We start from the raw sequence: 16,998 nt of genomic DNA, 5'->3' as shown, positions 1-16,998 counted from the left end.
TGAGATTGTTGATCGTCTGCGCCGCATGCAAAATGTGCAAGACGAGTTTAGCGTGCCTGATGCAGCAGCAGTTGCTCCGCAGGAAACGGCACCTGCCGCAGAGGTTGAAAGCCCTGCGCTGTCCGATCAGTCGCTTATTTTGCGTCCGCTGTGCTTAAACCGGCTTGATCCTACAATAGTTTTATCCTTGTCGGCCGAGGACCTGCTTGAACAGGTCGAGCAGGTGGTTGATCAGGTTGCCACGGAGCAGCGGATTCAGCTCAATCTGCGTGAGCAGCGCCGTATTGCGACGGAACTTGTTCATGACATGAAGGGGCTGGGCCCCATTCAGCCGTTGCTTGATGACGATAGTATTGCAGATATTATGGTCAACGGGCCCAACAGCATTTTTGTGGAACGGAGCGGGAAAACGCAGCCGTCCAATATCCGCTTCCGGGATGCGCGCCACCTTGCGTCTGTTTGCCAGCGCATTGCGTCAGATGTAGGCCGACGTGTGGATGAATCAAGCCCGATGGTCGATGCGCGCCTTAAAGACGGCTCGCGTGTTAATATTGTTTTCCCGCCTCTGGCGCTGGATGGTCCTTATCTGTCCATTCGTAAATTCTCGCGTCACAAAATCAGTTTTCAGCAGTTGGTTAATAATGGCAGCTGCACGCCTGCTGTTGCCAAAATTCTCGAAATTGCAGCACGGATTCGTTTGAATGTTGTAATTTCTGGCGGCACGGGTTCTGGTAAAACGACGCTGCTGAATGCACTTTCGCATTTTATTGATTTTGGTGAGCGTGTGATTACCGTTGAAGATGCTGCGGAACTCCAGCTTCAGCAGCCGCATGTTGTGCGTATGGAAACACGCCCCGTGTCGTTGGAAGGCAAGGGGGAAGTGACGCAGCGTGATCTTGTCCGTAATGCTCTGCGTATGCGCCCTGACCGCATTATTATCGGGGAGGTCCGTGGTGCTGAAGCGTTTGACATGCTTCAGGCCATGAACACCGGCCATGATGGCAGTATGTCCACGGTCCATGCGAACACAACGCGTGATGGCGTGACACGTATTGAAAGCATGGTGCAGATGGGCAACTTCGGTCTGCCTATTTCTGCGATCCGTAACCAGATTGTTGGTGCGGTTGACATGATTATTCAGGTTGGGCGTCACAGGGATGGCGGTCGCCGGATTACTCAGGTGACAGACGTTTCGGGTGTTGAAGGGGATGTTGTCGTTCTGAACGATATTTTCCGGATGCAGTTTGATGGTGAGGATGCAGAAGGCAAGCTGCTGACAAGCTACGAAGTCTCGCGCATTCGCCCCAGCTTTTATGAAAAACTGGTTTATAACCAGATGGATGGCGTATGGAATGCCGCGTTTGAAAGCGTGTCCTTATGACCAGTTTCCTTCTGGTTATTGGTTTTTTATTTTTTGCGGGTATTAATGTTCTTGCGTACCTTCTTTATCAGTCCAGTATAGCTAAAGATCGCCGCAATAAGCGTATCTATAAAGAAATAAGCTCTTACCTTCTGCATAATATTGAGCCACGCAAACGTACACCGGTGGAGTGGGCTGTATATATTGTTGAATCTGGTTTTATCAGAAAATTTTTGATCTGGGCTTCAAAGTATAATCCACAACATTATGCACATAGTGATGTGGGTTTGCTGAAGATATATTTATTGTCCTCCATATTCCCGACCATAACGCTTTACTATCTGTTTAGTGTTATCGGTATATGGAGCGTTATTATAAACTTTTTCATATGGGTTGCTACTATCCGCTTTATTTGTAATTTTCTGCGGAATCGATACAAAAAAAAATTATATACACAATTTCCCGATGCAATTGGTATGATGGTGCGCTCCTTGCGTGTTGGTGTCCCCCTTTCGCGCTGCATGATTGTTGTCAGTGAGGAAAGCGACGAACCAACGTGCAGGGAGTTTAAGGTCATTGCGGGCGAGGTTGCCGTGGGCCGGAGTTTGGGGGAAGTTCTGCAGGCTGTGGCGGACCGGGTTGATCTTCAGGAATACCGTTTTCTGGCAACGGTTATCAGTATTCAGTCTTCTACTGGGGGGGCGCTGGCTGATGTGCTGTCATCGCTGGCAGATACGATCAAGCAGCAGATTGCCATTTACAAGCGGGGCCTTGCACTTTCCAGCGAAGCTAAAATGAGTTCTTACGTCCTGGCTGCACTGCCCTTTTTTATTGCCATTCTGTTGGAGTTCGTTAATCCGGACTATATCAACCAGCTTTTTTGGACGCAATCTGGTCATTACCTCTTGGCGTCTGCCATCTTTTTGTTTGTTTTGGGGATGGCGGTTATGAAGATAATTATCAGCAGAACTCTTGACCTCTAATGGCATCTTATCTGAACATCATCATATTCCTTTGCTTGCTGGCGGTGTTCTGCGCTTCTGTGCTCATTCTGGTGGCCAAAACACGCAGTGACGACAGACGTGCCAAACGTTTACGGGTTATTCTGGCGACTGTAGGCGAGCTCGACCCTAATTCTGTTGAAGAACGAAAAGGGGGTAGATTTTCAGTAGTATTTCAAAAAATAGGCCAAGTTGTTCTAAAAAGTGGAATTATAGATGAAAAGAGCATTCAGGCGTTTACAGAAGGCTTGCGTGCAAGTTCTTATATAGGAAGTCATTATCTGGAAATCTTTGTTGGATGTAAGCTGATCCTGCTACCGGTTGGTGGCTTTGTTGCTTGGTTTTTTTCCTATGACTTCTTTTCCAAACCTGCATTGCATATTATTGCTCCTGTTGCCGGGGCCATTTTTGGCTTGCTGTTACCTGATATCCTTATTCGGCAATGGAGGAAGAGCTACCTTAAGGCGGTAGAAAAAGGACTCCCTGATGCGCTGGATATGCTGGTAATCTGTGCGGATGCAGGCTTGGCAATTGAAGCGGCCATTAATCGCGTGGCGCTGGAAATGAAGAGTGTCAATCCGAGTACGGCTTTTGAGTTTCAGTTGACGGCTCAGGAGATGAACATGATTACTGATCGACGGGAAGTTTTTCAGTTGATGGCAAGCCGTACGGGATTGCTGGATATGCGCCGTATTGCCAACTCCTTAAGCCAGACTATTCAGGTCGGGTCGTCGGTAACGCTGGCGTTGCGCGCTCTTTCTGTTGAAATTCGTAAGAACCGCATGATTGAATATGAAGCCCGTGCTGCTCAGCTACCGGTATTGCTGACGTTGCCTATGATTCTATTTTTTCTACCAATCGTGTTCATTATTGCTGGTGGACCAGCCTTCCTTCAGGTTGTGAAGACGTTTTATAACTAATCTAAGGGAAGAGAAGAGTACAATAGAGATGTACCGTATCAGATACATGAATGTCCTGCTGTTCCTGCTGCTCCCGTTGCTTGCCGGTTGCGGAACGCAGTCGGCGATGACGGATGAAGTTGTCAAAGCCGATGCAGAACTGCGGGATGGCGCCCCTCAGGCGGCTCTGGAGGTGCTGAAACATTATCTGAATGAACATCCGGATGACCCTAAAGCCCTGACTGAACTGGGTAAGGTCAATGCCAGCATGGGCCGTAATCAGGCAGCCGCCATTTTTTTTGAAAAAGCCCTCCAGCACAAGCCGCATTCCCTGGAAGCAACCAAAGGTCTGGCCAAGATCAAGCTGAAGATCGATCCACCGCAGGCAACGGTGCTGCTACAGGATATGGTCAAGCGTTATCCGCGCGATGTGCAGGCATGGGTTGATCTGGGCGTTTCGTATGACCTGCAGGGCCAATATGTGCCTGCGCAGGCGGCCTATAGGAAAGCCATGGGGCTTGATCCGATGAAAGTGTCTGCTCAGAGCAATCTGGGGCTGTCGTATGTGTTGAGTGGGCAGTACGCTCAGGCGCTGGATATTCTGGAACCTATTGCTGCTGCACCGGATACGACTTCAAGCAGGGTGCGGGCCAATTTTGCACTGGCACAATACTTGGCTGGATACCGGAACAATGCGCGGAATACGCTCATGCAGGATATGCCAAAGGCGCAGGCAAACATTGTCATGGCGTCTTTTTCCAAATTCAGGACCCGCCCTTATGTTGCGCAATGATCGTCGTGGTGCGGCCGCAGTCGAGTTTGCGTTAACGGCCCTGCTGCTGATTATGGTTGTGGTGGGCACGATAGAGGTTGGCTGGCAGCTGGAAACCGAGGCTGCCCTGCGGAACGGGGTGGACGAAGCGATACGCTTTGCATCAACCGGGCAGTCGATTGTGCCAAACGTAAAGGCCTCTCCAACGTGTCGTGCTCAGGCTATTGTTTTTCTTGTGACGCTACGAGCTCCGACAATTTTAAAACCCGAAAACCTGACAATAACGTCGGCAGCAAATAATGCTACGGCTGTTTCTTCCAGTGGCAGTGGATTTGGGGGTGCTGGGGGGGATACAATGATTTATACATTTGTTTATACTCAGCCATACCTTACTTTTTTTGGAAAGTGGATTATGAACTCTAGGAGTATGGTCCATAAAGTATCCTCGTTGGTTAAAAATGAACCGTTTTCAGGCACGATTAGCTGCTAACCGTAAGGGCTCTGTAGCGCTGGAACTGGCGCTTGTTGCCCCTGTGGCTCTTTTGCTGCTGCTGGGGGCAGCAGACATGATTTTTGAATTCAGGAACTGGATGCGCCTTCACTCTGTGACGACGCAGGTGGGGCAGATTATTGCCCAGTGCCAGCATATTTCAGACCCGTATGACCTGAATGTTTTTTTTGCTGATGCGCAGCAGATCGCAGCACCTCTGGACATTGTCGGTACAACCAATGGTGCCGTTATCATTACAGCGATAGGACCGGATAGTAATAATAAGCTCGCCATTTACTGGCAGAAGCAGGTTGGCTCCACTACCTTTAAAAGCGGGATTACATCAGCGAGTCTTTCGCAATATGCAATATCCGGTGTCTCCATGAATCCTGCTCAGACATTTATTGCAGTGGAGGCATTTGCCCGGCCCGGGTTATGGCAGTTTGCTTCGGGGCTTATGACCAACCGGGATAGTCCGGTGCTCAGCAGCCAGTCTGTTTTGCCAGCCCGTTTTTTTGGTACCAATATTGGCGTAGGCAAACTTGATACCACAGCAACAGCGAAAGAATGCACATGATGGATCGAAAGGGAGCTGTGGGGCTGGTTGTTGGTATAGTCATGTTTGCCATGGTTGCCTCTGTTGCCATGGGTATCGACTTTTCCCGCACCTATCTGACGCGTGTAAGACTGCAAACCGCTATTGATGCGGCAGCCCTTACGGCTGGGAGGGAGGTCAAGGCTTCCACCCGTGATGCAGATGCTACACTGGTGTTCTGGCAGAATTTTGCAGTCAATCACGTTGCCAATGGGATTGGTCCGCTTGGATCACAAACGCCTGGGCCTAAAATCACGTTTGTGGATGCTTCTACGCTGAACATCTCGGCCACAGCATATGTGCCGATGGTGTTTGCTAAAATCTTTGGCTGGAATCAGATCCCGGTTGTGGCACAGGCTCAGGTTGTTGCCGCAGGGGGCGGGCTTGAGGTCGCTCTTGTGCTGGATAATACGAACTCACTGGGTTCGGACGGTATTTTGGCTCTTAGAACGGGCGCAACCAATCTGGTCGAAACGGTGTATGGGGACAGTACAACAACGACAACCACATGGGTTTCTGTTGTGCCGTTTGGTGGCGAGGTAAATATTGGCAACTCGCATACAGACTGGCTGGATAGTTCCTCTAATATTTCCACCCTGAAATATGGCAAAAATGGCTGGGGTGGATGTGTGTTCGCACGTTATGCGAGTGATGGAACGGCAGATATGAGTGAGAATCCGCCCGTATCCAGTTATCTGTTCAAGCCGTTTTTCTGGCCCACCACTTACCAGAAAACACCTTATTATTGTTCGTGGTTTGGCGGCTGTAGCTACCTGCAGGGGGATAATGACTGGAGTGTTTCCGGTCGGCCCGGCATTACGGAAACAGCCCCAATTACATTATCCGCGTCTGCTCCCCCAAGGGTTTCCAGCGGTGAAGTCGGCCCCAATTTGGGGTGTCCGCCGCTTGCACTGTTGCCCGAGACTGCGGCAAAGGCGACCGTTGAAAAAGAAATCAGCCTTATGCCCATGCTGCAGCGTGGTGGAACCCTGATCCAGAATGCGTTGCAGATGGGCTGGTTTACAATCAGCCCCAAGTGGAAGGGCCTGTGGTCCAGTTCATTACCAGACATGCCCTATGATTATGGGCAATCCAGCACAAAGAAAATTCTGGTGCTGATGACCGATGGCACGAACCAGATGTGCCCCTGTTACTATGGCTACCCTGATTATTATGACAATATGGGGGGATGGTGGAACAGTGACGAAACAGCATTCGGGCGTTTGCTGGATAATAACCTGGCTACGGTAAACGGGTATTATTATGGGTTTCAGGATACTGTGCGACCCATACTGGATAATCTTGTGGTGCAGGTCTGTTCTAACATGAAGGCGATGGGCATAGACCTGTTTGTTATTCTCTATACGCATCAGGGGTCATCGGTGGATACGGCTGCAATCAACACCATGAAGGCGTGTGCAACCGATAGTAACCATTACTTCGAATCACCCAATGCTTCAGATATGCAAACGGCCTTTTCCAACATCGCTGGCCAGATTTCCGCTTTGCGGTTGTCTCAGTAAATGTGTGGGTAAGGTTTTCTGCCGGTAGTTTTCGCAGGGGCAATATTAGAGCCGATAAGCGGCGTTTGAACCGCTTATCGGCTGTGTTTCCCTGATATAACCGGCGCGGGGCCTGCCGCTTTGGAAGCTGACGATGTGGCGCTTTACTTGTCGGTTGCGTCAAAGCGGAAGGGTTGACCTGTTGCTTTGTCCGCCAGTGTTCCTTCCCACATCACCTGCTGCCCGCGAATAACGGTGCCCACAGGTTTGCCGGTCAGGGTCTCGCCCGTAAACGGGGACCAGCCACAGCGCGAGGCCAGCCAGTTCTGCTCTATGGTCCAGCGGGCCTTCAGGTCCACAATGGTAAAGTCCGCATCATACCCCACGGCAATCCGGCCTTTGCGAACCAGACCAAACAGGCGCTGGGGGCCGGCGGATGTCAGGTCTACCAGCCGGCGTAGGGTCAGGCGGTGGTGGGCCACATGGTTGAGCATAAGGGGGAGCAGCGTCTGCACACCCGGCATGCCAGAAGGGGAGGCCGGGTAGGGCTTGCTCTTGTTGGCCAGACTATGGGGCGCATGGTCGGAGCCAATTACATCGGGCATACCCTGCGTGACCCAGTGCCACAGTCCGTCGCGGTGTGCAGCGGAGCGGATGGGGGGGTTCATCTGGGCAAACGTGCCCAGACGTGGGTAAGCATCCTCGGCTGCCAGTGTCAGGTGCTGGGGCGTTAGCTCACAGGTGGCGATGTCGCGGTGCTGTGCAATCAGTTCCAGTTCCGCAGGGGTGGTAATGTGCAGGATATGCACGCGCCGCCCGGTTTTGCGGGCCAGATGCAGCACACGGGCAGTTGCGCGTAATGCCGTTTCATCATCCCGCCAGACGGGGTGGGAGGAGGGGTCCCCTTCCACACGTTCTCCCATGCGTTCGATCAGCCGGGCTTCGTCTTCGGCATGGATGGCCACCCGGCGCTGGCCGGAGCGTAGGACGCGCTCAAGCATGGCATCATCGGAGACCAGCAGGTTGCCTGTGGAAGACCCCATGAACACCTTGATCCCCGCAGTGCCGGGCAGTTTTTCCAGCTCCCCGCACTGGTCGGCATTGTCGGATGTTGCACCAACATAAAATGCGTGTTCGCACCACATCCGGTCTTTGGCGCGGGCCAGCTTGTCGGCCACGGCTTCGGGCGTGGAGGTGGTGGGTTTGGTGTTCGGCATTTCAAAAACGCCAGTGACCCCGCCAAGCACGGCGGACCGGCTGCCGGTTTCAAGGTCTTCGTTTTCCACAGCCCCGGGTTCACGGAAATGAACCTGAGTGTCGATCACGCCGGGGAGAATGGTCAGGCCGCTACAATCAATAACCCGCGCTGCATCTGCCGTGCCGCCAATGGCGCTAATCTGGCCATTACGCACATATACCGTTGTTTCCACCGTGCCATCAGGCAGGACAACGGAACCGTTTTTGAGCGCCAGATCATGCGCCTTGTGCGGAGTGTTCTGTGCGGATGCGGCCATGGGGTTGTCCTTACTTGTCAGCTTTGGGGGTGGTGCGTGTGCGGGTGCGCATGGTCACCAGTTCCTCGGCTGAGGTGGGGTGAATACCAATGGTGCGGTCAAAGTCGGCTTTGGTCAGCCCGGCTGTTACGGCAATGGCTACGGCCTGTAGCATTTCCGGTGCTTCGTCGCCCAGAATATGCACACCAACCACCTTCTGGCTCTGCTGGTCTACAACCAGTTTCATGACCGTTTTGCGCACGCGGCCTGCCAGCGTGTAGCGCATGGGGTTAAAGCGGGTCAGGTAAATATCCACAGCCCCGTTTTGTGTGGCTTCCTCCTCCGTCAGACCAACCGTGGCGAGAGGGGGGGAGAAAAAGACTGCCTTGGGAGTGGTCGCGTAGCACCACTGGCGCGGGGGGGCCTGCCCGAACAGGCGATCGGCCAGATTATGCCCTTCCGCAATGGCAACGGGGGTGAGGTTGATACGGTCGGTCACGTCCCCAATGGCGTAAATGCCGGGATGTGCCGTCTCGCTATTGCCATCAACCTGAATGCGGCCGTTATCGGCGGTGGTGATGGATGTCTTGCCCAGTCCCAGCGCATCAATTTTGGGGCGGCGGCCTGTGGCCATGAAGATGCAGTCCGCGCGCAGGGTCTGCCCGTTATCCAGTGTCAGGACCAGCTCGGCGCCGTTCCGGGTTATGCTGGTGGGGTTGGCATGGCGGTGCTGGGTAATGCCACGGGCATCTATGGCGTCTGCCAGTGCGGTGCGCATGTCTTCATCAAAGCCACGCAGGGGCAGGTCACGGCGGTAAACAAGGTCTATCTGCGAGCCAAGTCCTGCAAAGATACCGGCAAATTCAATGCCGATATACCCGCTCCCAATCATGATCACCCGTTCGGGGCGCTGCGGCAGGGCAAAGGCCTCGTCCGAGGTAATGGCCAGTTCTGCTCCGGGAATGTCCAGCTTGGTGGGGGTGGAGCCGGTGGCAATCACAATCCGCTCGGCGGTAATGGTCCGGGGCTGTTCCGTGGGGGCCAGAGGGGAGGGGGTAATACGCAGGGTATGCCCATCCACAAATTCGGCATGGCCGGTAAAAAGGGTAATGCCCGCTTTTTCCAGCATGGAGACGTAAATACCGTTCAGGCGCGTAATTTCGCGGTCCTTGGCGGCAATCAGGGTGGGCCAGCTATGGGTGCCCGGTGCGGTGGACCAGCCAAAGCCGTGGCTGTCTTCCACCATGTCGGCATAATCGCTGGCCATGACCATCAGCTTTTTGGGCACACAGCCAAGATTGACGCATGTGCCCCCCCAGTGGCGGCTTTCCACCACACCAACACGCGCACCGTGGCCGGCGGCAATGCGGGCGCACCGAACACCGCCGGAGCCTGCTCCTATGACCAGAAGATCAAAGTCATACGTCATGGGGCCGGGCTCCTTTGGTGCTGGGCTGAGGGTCTTTTACAGTAAGGTGGGACTACCTTTACCGTTCGGCAAATGCTTTTTCCACCACGTAAGCACCGGGGGTGGACATGTTGCCTTCATCAAACCCGCGGGCCTGAAGCAGGGCTTCCGTATCGGCCAGCATTTCGGGCGAACCGCAGATCATCACGCGGTCATGCTCGGGGTCCAGAGCGGGGATATTCAGATCCGTAAAGATCTTGCCGGTTTCGATCAGCTTGGTAATGCGGTCGGTTACGGCAAAGTCTTCACGCGTGACGGCGGGGTAGTAAAGCAGCTTGCCGCTGATGTCCTCGCCCAGGAACTCGTGCTGGGGCAGTTCGTGGCGGATATGGTTGGCATAGGCCAGCTCGCCAGAAATACGGACCGTATGGCTGAGGATCACGTGGTCGTAACGCTCATAGCATTCCGGGTCCTTGATCAGGCTCATGAAGGGAGCCAGACCCGTGCCGGTGGACAGGAAGTACAGGTTCCGCCCGGGGCGCAGGTTGTCCAGCAGCAGGGTGCCGGTGGGCTTGCGCCCGATCAGAACCGTGTCGCCTACCTTGACGTGGCGCAGGCGCGAGGTCAGCGGGCCATCAGGCACGGCAATGGAGAGGAACTCCATTTCGTCCGCATAATTGGGGGAGGCAATGGAGTAGGCGCGCAGCAGGGGCTTGCCGTCCACTTCAATCCCGATCATGGCGAACTGGCCGTTCTCAAACCGCAGGCCGGGGTCACGCGTGGTGGTGAAGGTGAACAGGCGGTCGGTCCAGTGGTGCACGGTCAGCACCTTGGCCGGGTAAAGGTGGCCGTACTCCTTGGTAGGGGGAGCAAGGTGCCACACACCGTCCTGCCCTTCTACCGGCAGCAGGCTGCTCGGCACTTCAGAGGCAGACATCCGGGGGAGAACGTCGTTATCAAGAATGGTTTCAGACATGGACCGCTTTGTACTCCGCTTATAGCAGATCAGATAGATGGCGCGCTTTTGCCCAAAGGGGGCAGTGCTTCAACAGGCAAAAGGCAACCCTGGTGCTTTGGCGGCGTTTTTAAGGGGCAGGCGCGTGGGACGCCAGTGCAAATTCGTCACAAGACGTGTTCCTGCTTCACACAGCAGGGCAGGAACAGCCTCGCTTGGAAGCCACAAACCGCCAGTGGCGGGCACAATGGGCACAAGGCGGCTGCCATATCAAGCGTATATTGCGCCGTTCCCCCCATTGCCGGGGCGCAATGTTTGATTTTTCCATGAAGTATTGGGCAAGGCCCATTGTTCCGCCGCCCGGGATGACGCAAGAGTAGGGCATGACGTCAGATAGCCCCGCCTCCCCCGCGCGTGAAGCGCTTGCCCGTGCCGTGGCCCATACGGGCCTCCAGCCCGAACCTAAGGAAGAAACAGAGGTTCTGCGCCGCATTGCCCGGGCACTTGAACCCGGAGCGCGCGAAGTCCCGGTTGAGATCTATCGGGCTGCGCTGTGCCAGGTGCGGCGTAAAAAATGGATTTCCCGCCTGCTGGACCGTACGCGCCGCAGTGGCCGAATCTGGATTACGCGGGAGGAAATAGAAGAGGCCGTCGGCGGGATTACCGACCCGGCGGCGGATGATCAGGCGCTTGAGCACGCTCTGGCCCCGGTCAGTCTGGCGCGCCTGCGTGGGTATGGGGCATCGCCCCATGCGGCGTTTGCCGCCATTCAGGCGGATCTGGTGGATATTGGGCGCGTGCCATCCCCCGCCCAGACCGACCTGTTGCTTATGGCCGTGGCCATTGCCTTTGACCTGCCCGAAGGCGACCCCTTTCTGGAGACCGCGCGCAAGGAAGAGGCACAGCGCCAGCGGGCCGCCAGCCGGATAGAACAGACCGCCCAGAACAAACGCGCACAGGAGGAAGAGCACCTTAAGGCATGGGAAAGCAGCCTTGTGCCGTTCAATGAGGTGCCGCGACTCCTCCATTGCTCCCACCGTGAGGCCCTGCGCTGGATTGCCGAGAATCGGCTACCCGTTGCGCGTAAGGTGCAGGAACCCGGTGGGCGGGAGCGGTGGGAGTTTGACCCCGCAGCACTTGTGGCCCTGCGGGGCAACCTGTCCGAGTGGCGCAAGGAGGAACGTGGCCCCGCAACAGGTCCGGGCAAGGGCAAACATGCGCCGGATATGGGGCGCAAGGTCGCCAATGCCGTGATCGCCCGTGTGGCGGCGCTGGACAAATACGCGGCCCATTTCCGCACTGCGCGTGCCCTCAACCGCCAGATTACGCTGGTCACAGGGCCAACCAACAGTGGCAAGTCCTACACAGCCCTTAATGCGCTGGCACAGGCGGAGAGCGGGCTGGCCCTCGCTCCCCTGCGTCTGCTGGCGCATGAGTTCCGTGAAGCGCTGGCCGCGCGTGGGGTTGAGGCCTCCCTGTCCACCGGGGAGGAGCGGATTGAAGTCCCCGGAAGCCGGCATCTGGCTGCAACGGTGGAAATGTGCCCTTTTTACAGCCCGGTTGATGTGGCTGTCATTGATGAAGCCCAGATGCTGTTTGATACGGACCGTGGTGCCGCATGGACAGCCGCCATTATGGGGGCACCAGCGCGGCACCTCTATGTGCTGGGTGCGCCGGACTGTATTCCCATGGTCCGCCGGATTGCCGAACTATGTGGTGACCCGCTGGATGAAATCTCGCTCGAGCGTAAAAGCCCGCTCAAGGCCGCCAGCCAGCCTGTGCGTCTGGCCGACCTTGGGGCGGGGGATGCGCTGATTGCGTTTTCCCGCAGGGAGGTGCTGGACCTGCGTGCAGCCCTTATGCAGCACGGCAAGCGTGTGGCTGTGGTGTATGGCGCACTCAGCCCGGAAGTACGCCGGGCGGAGGCGCAGCGCTTTAACAACGGTCAGGCTGATATTCTGGTGGCAACAGATGCCATTGGCATGGGGCTTAACCTGTCCATCAAACGGGTGGTGTTTGCTGCGCTCAAAAAATACGATGGCCGGCAGACACGCGACCTGACCGTGCAGGAGGTCAAGCAGATTGGCGGGCGTGCGGGCCGTTTTGGCAAGCACGAGACAGGTGTTGTGGCCGTGCTGGCTGGTGCAGGCAGCCCGAGCTTTGTGCGCCGCCAGCTGGATGCCGATGCCGAATTGCCGGATGACCTGCGCCCCTACGTGCAGCCCGATGCGGACATTGTCAAAGCTGTTGCGTCCGAAATAGGCTCGCAAAGCCTGTATGGCGTGCTCTCACGCATTCACAGGGCGGTTCTGCGCAAGGATGATCCCAATTACCGCCTGTCGGATATGGAGCAGGCCTTTGCCATTGCCTCGGCGCTGGAAGGGGTGGAAGGGCTGGACCTGACCACCCGCTGGTCCTACGCCATGTGCCCGGTGGATGACCGCGATAACGGGATCAGGCGTCTGGTTGGCTGGGCGGCGGACCATGCCGCTGGCCGCCGTGTGCTGCCACCGGGCACAGGCCCGCTGCCTGCTGCCGAACGCGCCGGGCGTGAGGAACTGGAGCGGGCCGAAAAACGGCATAAGCGGCTGGTGGCATGGCGCTGGCTGGCGCTGCGCTTCCCCACCATCTACCCGGACCGGGAAGAGGCGGAGGATACCACCCGTAAGCTGAATGACTGGATCGAGCGCGTTCTGCGCCAGCAGAGCCGTGCGCGCCGTTCCACGCACGGGTAAGCGGCCTGGTTTTTACCAGGCCGTGTTGGTCAGCCGTTCCGAAACATCCCACAGACGGGCGGCCAGACTGGCCTTGCGGGCTGTGAGGGGCACAATGGCCGGGCCGGGTGGGCCACGGCGTTCGCCCGTTCCCTGCGGGCCATAGTAATCTCCATCCCGCGCCTGGGGGGCAAGGGCTGCATAAAGCAGGGGTTCGGCCCCTTTGGCGGCGGACTGGCCCATAACGCGCAGGATAGCCGTGCCAAGGGTCTGTTCGATCAGCCCTAGCGGCTTGGGTAGGGTGGATGCCTGCCCGTTAGCCACAATGGAGGTAGCCGCCCATCCCGGATGTGCTGCGCGGGAGTGGATGTTCCAGCCCCGTTCCCCCGCTTTGCGGGCCAGTTCCTGCGCAAAAAGCAGGTTGGCCAGCTTGCTCTGCTGGTACGCCCCGAACGGGCTATACCTGTGGCGGAATTGCAGGTCGTTGAAATGGATGGTGTTTTTACCCGCCGCAAGGCTGGCTACGGTTACAAGCACGCCGCCCCCTTCTGCCGCTTCCAGCAGGGGGCGCAGATGCGCGCTCAAGGCAAAATGGCCCAGATGGTTCACACCGAACTGGAGTTCGAATCCATCCTCGGTTTCCATGCGCCGCGTCGGGGCCATGACCCCGGCATTATTGATCTGAATATCAATCCGGTCTGTCAGCGCGCCAACAGCCCGCGCACATTCCGCTACGGAGCGGAGGGAGGCCAGATTAAGCGGGAGCAGGGTCACATCCGCCCGGGGGCAGTCCGCGCGCAGGCGGTCCAGGGCATTCTGCCCTTTTTCAGGGTTGCGGACTGGTAGAATAAGTTTTGCACCACGGTGGGCAAGGCCGAGTGCGGCCTCAAACCCCAGACCGCTGTTTGCGCCGGTTACAAGGGCTACGCGCCCATGGAGGTCCGGTTGTGTGCTGTTAACCCGCCAGGGACTGCGGCCCATCATGGCAGGGGGGCTTTGAGCTGCTCATCCTGTTCTGCTGCTTTCATGGCTTCCTCCGTCAGACGTTTTTCATTGTGCTTGATGAACACGAACAGCACGCCAATAACCACCAGAGTCGCGGCCCCGAAGCCTACGGCCAGCCAGCCGGAGAGCTTGGCAATCTCGCTTCCCAGCAGGTAGGCGCATGTTGTGTATCCTCCAGCCCAGAACACGCCGCCAAGCGCGTTATAGAACAGGAACGTATGCCAGGGCATACGGTTCGCTCCGGCCAGTATGGCAACAAACATCCGCAGGATGGCCACAAAGCGACCAAAAAAGATAACCGGCCCACCATGCTTGAGAAAAACATAACGCCCCAACAGCAGGCGCTCAGGGGTTAAGCCAAAGCGCGGGCCGTGCTTGCGCAAAAGCCCAAGGCCCAGCCGGTGGCCAAGCAGGTAGCCCAGATTGTCCCCCATGATCGCCCCGGTTACCCCGGCAACAATAATGCCTTCGATCTGGAGCTTGTGGGTGGTCGCGCAAAAAATGGCCCCGGTAATCAGCAGACTTTCCGCAGGAAGGGGCAGGCCCATGCTTTCCAGCATAACAACCACTCCAACCACCCCATAACCGTACCGGGTGAACAGGGTTGTCAGGTAATCAAGCGAAAAGATGGATTCCAGAGCGTGTAACAGGACAGACAATCCAATTCAGAGAGAACATCGTCAGGAGTGGGGAGGAGCAGAGTCGCTCCCGTCATGTCAAGCCCACAGGAAAAAACAGCAGGTCCGTATGCCCTGCCTAGCATGGAATGCAAAGCGGCACATGCCTTTCCGTTCAGGGCGTTTTGCATGATAAACTGGGTGAATGATGGAACAGAACAGCGCTCATGCTCAAATGCCCCAGCCCATGCGCTGTGGTAGTTGGCCCTCCCCCGTAACGGCTACTCTGGTGGCCGGTAAAAGCCTGACCTTTTCAGAGGTACGCAGCACAGGGCAGGCCGTGTTCTGGCTGGAGCGCCGCCCGGCAGAAGGGGGGCGGACAGTTCTGATGCGCTGGGCGGAGCCCGATGGCGTGGCCGAGGTGCTGCCTGCGCAGGCCGATGTCGGGACCCGTGTGCATGAATATGGCGGAGGCGCTTATGCCGTCTCCCCCCACGGTATTGTCTATGCGGACAGGCGCACGGCGCAGGTCTGGCTGCTTGGGCAGGGAGGTGGAGCCTCCACCTTTCTGGCCGGGGCGGAAGGCGTGCGCTTTGCCGACCTGCGGTTTGACCCCGCCAGCCTTTCGGTTGTGGCCGTGCGTGAGGACCACTGTGCGGCTGGTGAGCCCCAGAGCACACTGGTCGCTCTTGGTGGGGGGGCTGGCCCAGAGGGGCTGGTGTTGCAACATGGTGCGGATTTTTACATGTCCCCCACCTTCTCGCCCGATGGCACGTTGCTGGCGTGGATTGAGTGGGACCACCCGAACATGCCGTGGGACTCCACGCGCCTGTGCATGGGGCGTGTGGTGCGCGGGGCAGATGGCACCATTGCGGCACTTGAGGGTGTGCAGGTTCTGGCCGGAGGGGCTGGCGGCGAGTCGCTGGTGGAGCCGCGCTGGACGGTAGATGGCCGCCTGCTTGTGATTTCTGACCGTTGCGAACTCTGGCGGGTATGGGAGGTCGTGCATCAGCCCGCCCCGCATCTGGTGGCGTATGCCATGCCAGAGGGGGAGATTGGCCAGCCCGCATGGGTGTTTGGCCAAAGCAGCTACCAGCCGTTGGCCAATGGCGGATGCATGGCCCTGAGCGTGCGTGATGGCGAAGGCCAGTGTTTTGTACGCACGGCTGAGGGCCACACTCACAGCTTTGCAGGGCAGCCAGACCAATGCCCTGTTGCATTGGCAGACGGGCGGTTTGCATGGGTGCAGGCACCGGTGGATGCCCTGCCCGCCGTGGTGGTGGGCTCTGCCGAGCACGGTGTGCAGCAGGTACTCCGTCGTTCTGCCACGCTGGATTTGCAGGCGGCAGATATTTCCCGCCCCGAATCGGTGCGTTTTGCGGTGGATGGGGTTGATGGCCAGCAGGGGCATGCCTTTTTCTACCCCCCTGCCAATAGCCGTGCCTGTGTGCCGCAGGATGAAAAACCCCCGATGATCGTGCTGGTGCATGGTGGCCCAACCGCCCGGGCGCAGGATGGTTTTTCCTTTAAGGTGCAGTGGTGGACATCGCGCGGTTTTGCCGTGCTGGATGTCAATTACGGTGGTTCCACAGGCTTTGGGCGGTCCTGGCGTAATCGGCTGCAAGGCCAGTGGGGTGTTGTGGATGTGGCGGACTGCATTGCCGCCTGCCGCCATATGGTGGCCACTGGCCGCGTTGACCCCGAGCGAATCGCTATTCGCGGCTCCAGTGCGGGGGGAATGACCGTGTTGCTGGCGCTGGCGGCATCCGACCTGTTTGCTGCGGGTGTCAGCCTGTATGGTGTCACTGACCTGCGCGCACTGGCACAGGAAACGCATAAGTTTGAAGCGCGCTACCTTGATGGTCTGGTTGGCCCGTGGCCGGAAGCGGAGTCTGTTTATGTGGCGCGCTCACCCCTTTCTGTCGCCAGCCGGATAAGGGCGCCGGTGCTGCTGTTGCAGGGGACGGAGGACAAGGTTGTTCCGCCCTCTCAGGCGCATGCCATGGCAGCGGCGCTGCGTGCGGCTGGTGCTCCCTGTACGTTGCATGAATTCCCCGGCGAGGGGCATGGCTTCCGCCAGGAGGCAACCATCCGTCAGGCATGGACCATGGAACTGGCGTTTTACGGCAGGGTTTTCGGGTTTGATCCGGCTCCTCCGCTGGACGCCTGAGTGCATACGCCCAGTCG

At 57.2% G+C, this 16,998-nt stretch carries 14 protein-coding genes; 9 read left to right on the top strand and 5 right to left on the bottom strand.

The genetic code is table 11. The annotated features are described in order from the left end of the window. Window positions 1-52 precede the first annotated feature (52 nt). The 7 genes from ACSYTG_RS12385 to ACSYTG_RS12355 are packed head-to-tail and all read left to right on the top strand — an operon-like array spanning window position 53 to window position 6,640. Window positions 53-1,381 (top strand): TadA family conjugal transfer-associated ATPase, encoded by a 1,329-nt coding sequence (locus ACSYTG_RS12385; protein ID WP_491706432.1) that lies wholly within the window; start codon window positions 53-55, stop codon window positions 1,379-1,381. Beyond that, window positions 1,378-2,343, top strand: a complete 966-nt coding sequence (locus tag ACSYTG_RS12380; protein ID WP_086645087.1) for a type II secretion system F family protein — start codon at window positions 1,378-1,380, stop codon at window positions 2,341-2,343. Before ACSYTG_RS12385 ends, ACSYTG_RS12380 begins: the two co-directional genes overlap by 4 nt. Beyond that, window positions 2,343-3,281: a type II secretion system F family protein gene (locus tag ACSYTG_RS12375; RefSeq protein WP_086645088.1), complete on the top strand. Its 939-nt coding sequence runs from the start codon at window positions 2,343-2,345 to the stop codon at window positions 3,279-3,281. The genes ACSYTG_RS12380 and ACSYTG_RS12375 overlap by 1 nt, the downstream gene beginning before the upstream one ends. A 28-nt stretch (window positions 3,282-3,309) precedes the next feature. Then, window positions 3,310-4,053 carry a tetratricopeptide repeat protein gene (locus ACSYTG_RS12370; RefSeq protein WP_086645089.1) on the top strand — a complete coding sequence of 248 codons (744 nt, stop codon included), beginning with the start codon at window positions 3,310-3,312 and terminating at the stop codon, window positions 4,051-4,053. Continuing rightward, window positions 4,040-4,522 (top strand): TadE/TadG family type IV pilus assembly protein, encoded by a 483-nt coding sequence (locus ACSYTG_RS12365; protein WP_086645090.1) that lies wholly within the window; start codon window positions 4,040-4,042, stop codon window positions 4,520-4,522. The genes ACSYTG_RS12370 and ACSYTG_RS12365 overlap by 14 nt, the downstream gene beginning before the upstream one ends. After that, window positions 4,491-5,099 (top strand): TadE/TadG family type IV pilus assembly protein, encoded by a 609-nt coding sequence (locus tag ACSYTG_RS12360; protein WP_086645091.1) that lies wholly within the window; start codon window positions 4,491-4,493, stop codon window positions 5,097-5,099. The genes ACSYTG_RS12365 and ACSYTG_RS12360 overlap by 32 nt, the downstream gene beginning before the upstream one ends. Beyond that, window positions 5,096-6,640: a Tad domain-containing protein gene (locus ACSYTG_RS12355; protein WP_158093019.1), complete on the top strand. Its 1,545-nt coding sequence runs from the start codon at window positions 5,096-5,098 to the stop codon at window positions 6,638-6,640. The genes ACSYTG_RS12360 and ACSYTG_RS12355 overlap by 4 nt, the downstream gene beginning before the upstream one ends. Window positions 6,641-6,783: 143 nt before the next feature. Here the strand turns inward: ACSYTG_RS12355 and ACSYTG_RS12350 are convergent, their stop codons facing one another. From ACSYTG_RS12350 to ACSYTG_RS12340, 3 genes are read right to left on the bottom strand one after another with little or no spacing between them, the layout of a single operon-like run. After that, window positions 6,784-8,133: a dihydroorotase gene (locus tag ACSYTG_RS12350; RefSeq protein ID WP_095350178.1), complete on the bottom strand. Its 1,350-nt coding sequence runs from the start codon at window positions 8,131-8,133 to the stop codon at window positions 6,784-6,786. Between the two features lie 10 nt (window positions 8,134-8,143). Beyond that, on the bottom strand, window positions 8,144-9,541 hold the full coding sequence (gene gorA / locus ACSYTG_RS12345; protein WP_489783385.1) for a glutathione-disulfide reductase: 1,398 nt from the start codon (window positions 9,539-9,541) through the stop codon (window positions 8,144-8,146). A 58-nt stretch (window positions 9,542-9,599) separates the two neighbouring features. Then, complete coding sequence (locus ACSYTG_RS12340) at window positions 9,600-10,496, bottom strand: ferredoxin--NADP reductase (protein ID WP_095350180.1); 897 nt, start codon at window positions 10,494-10,496, stop codon at window positions 9,600-9,602. Window positions 10,497-10,858: 362 nt separating this feature from the next. Here ACSYTG_RS12340 and ACSYTG_RS12335 point away from each other — a divergent pair, with 362 nt between their 5' ends. Continuing rightward, complete coding sequence (locus tag ACSYTG_RS12335; protein ID WP_489783384.1) at window positions 10,859-13,210, top strand: helicase-related protein; 2,352 nt, start codon at window positions 10,859-10,861, stop codon at window positions 13,208-13,210. A 12-nt stretch (window positions 13,211-13,222) separates the two neighbouring features. Here ACSYTG_RS12335 and ACSYTG_RS12330 read toward each other — a convergent pair whose 3' ends face one another. Continuing rightward, window positions 13,223-14,173, bottom strand: a complete 951-nt coding sequence (locus ACSYTG_RS12330; protein WP_489783383.1) for an SDR family oxidoreductase — start codon at window positions 14,171-14,173, stop codon at window positions 13,223-13,225. Continuing rightward, on the bottom strand, window positions 14,170-14,754 hold the full coding sequence (locus ACSYTG_RS12325; protein WP_086645156.1) for a DedA family protein: 585 nt from the start codon (window positions 14,752-14,754) through the stop codon (window positions 14,170-14,172). Before ACSYTG_RS12325 ends, ACSYTG_RS12330 begins: the two co-directional genes overlap by 4 nt. A 265-nt stretch (window positions 14,755-15,019) precedes the next feature. On the opposite strand from ACSYTG_RS12325, the gene ACSYTG_RS12320 reads away from it, so the two are divergent. After that, a complete protein-coding gene (locus ACSYTG_RS12320; protein WP_489783511.1) occupies window positions 15,020-16,981 on the top strand; it encodes an alpha/beta hydrolase family protein in 1,962 nt (653 codons plus the stop codon). The last annotated feature ends 17 nt before the right edge of the window (window positions 16,982-16,998 follow it).

It is taken from the genome of Acetobacter sp. ESL1128 (genome assembly GCF_058505085.1).
The sequence above is the reverse complement of the archived record's forward strand: the minus strand, read 5'-3'. Positions and strand labels throughout refer to the sequence as shown.

Excerpts from the sequence above, each read along its gene's own strand:
- ACSYTG_RS12360 (WP_086645091.1), top strand. The coding sequence starts at position 4,491 with ATGAACCGTTTTCAGGCACGATTAGCTGCTAACCGTAAGGGCTCTGTA.
- ACSYTG_RS12320 (WP_489783511.1), top strand. The coding sequence starts at position 15,020 with ATGGAACAGAACAGCGCTCATGCTCAAATGCCCCAGCCCATGCGCTGT.
- ACSYTG_RS12340 (WP_095350180.1), bottom strand. The coding sequence starts at position 10,496 with ATGTCTGAAACCATTCTTGATAACGACGTTCTCCCCCGGATGTCTGCC.
- ACSYTG_RS12375 (WP_086645088.1), top strand. The coding sequence starts at position 2,343 with ATGGCATCTTATCTGAACATCATCATATTCCTTTGCTTGCTGGCGGTG.
- ACSYTG_RS12350 (WP_095350178.1), bottom strand. The coding sequence starts at position 8,133 with ATGGCCGCATCCGCACAGAACACTCCGCACAAGGCGCATGATCTGGCG.
- ACSYTG_RS12355 (WP_158093019.1), top strand. The coding sequence starts at position 5,096 with ATGATGGATCGAAAGGGAGCTGTGGGGCTGGTTGTTGGTATAGTCATG.
- ACSYTG_RS12380 (WP_086645087.1), top strand. The coding sequence starts at position 1,378 with ATGACCAGTTTCCTTCTGGTTATTGGTTTTTTATTTTTTGCGGGTATT.
- ACSYTG_RS12365 (WP_086645090.1), top strand. The coding sequence starts at position 4,040 with ATGTTGCGCAATGATCGTCGTGGTGCGGCCGCAGTCGAGTTTGCGTTA.
- ACSYTG_RS12325 (WP_086645156.1), bottom strand. The coding sequence starts at position 14,754 with ATGCTGGAAAGCATGGGCCTGCCCCTTCCTGCGGAAAGTCTGCTGATT.
- ACSYTG_RS12370 (WP_086645089.1), top strand. The coding sequence starts at position 3,310 with ATGTACCGTATCAGATACATGAATGTCCTGCTGTTCCTGCTGCTCCCG.
- ACSYTG_RS12335 (WP_489783384.1), top strand. The coding sequence starts at position 10,859 with ATGACGTCAGATAGCCCCGCCTCCCCCGCGCGTGAAGCGCTTGCCCGT.
- gorA (WP_489783385.1), bottom strand. The coding sequence starts at position 9,541 with ATGACGTATGACTTTGATCTTCTGGTCATAGGAGCAGGCTCCGGCGGT.
- ACSYTG_RS12330 (WP_489783383.1), bottom strand. The coding sequence starts at position 14,173 with ATGATGGGCCGCAGTCCCTGGCGGGTTAACAGCACACAACCGGACCTC.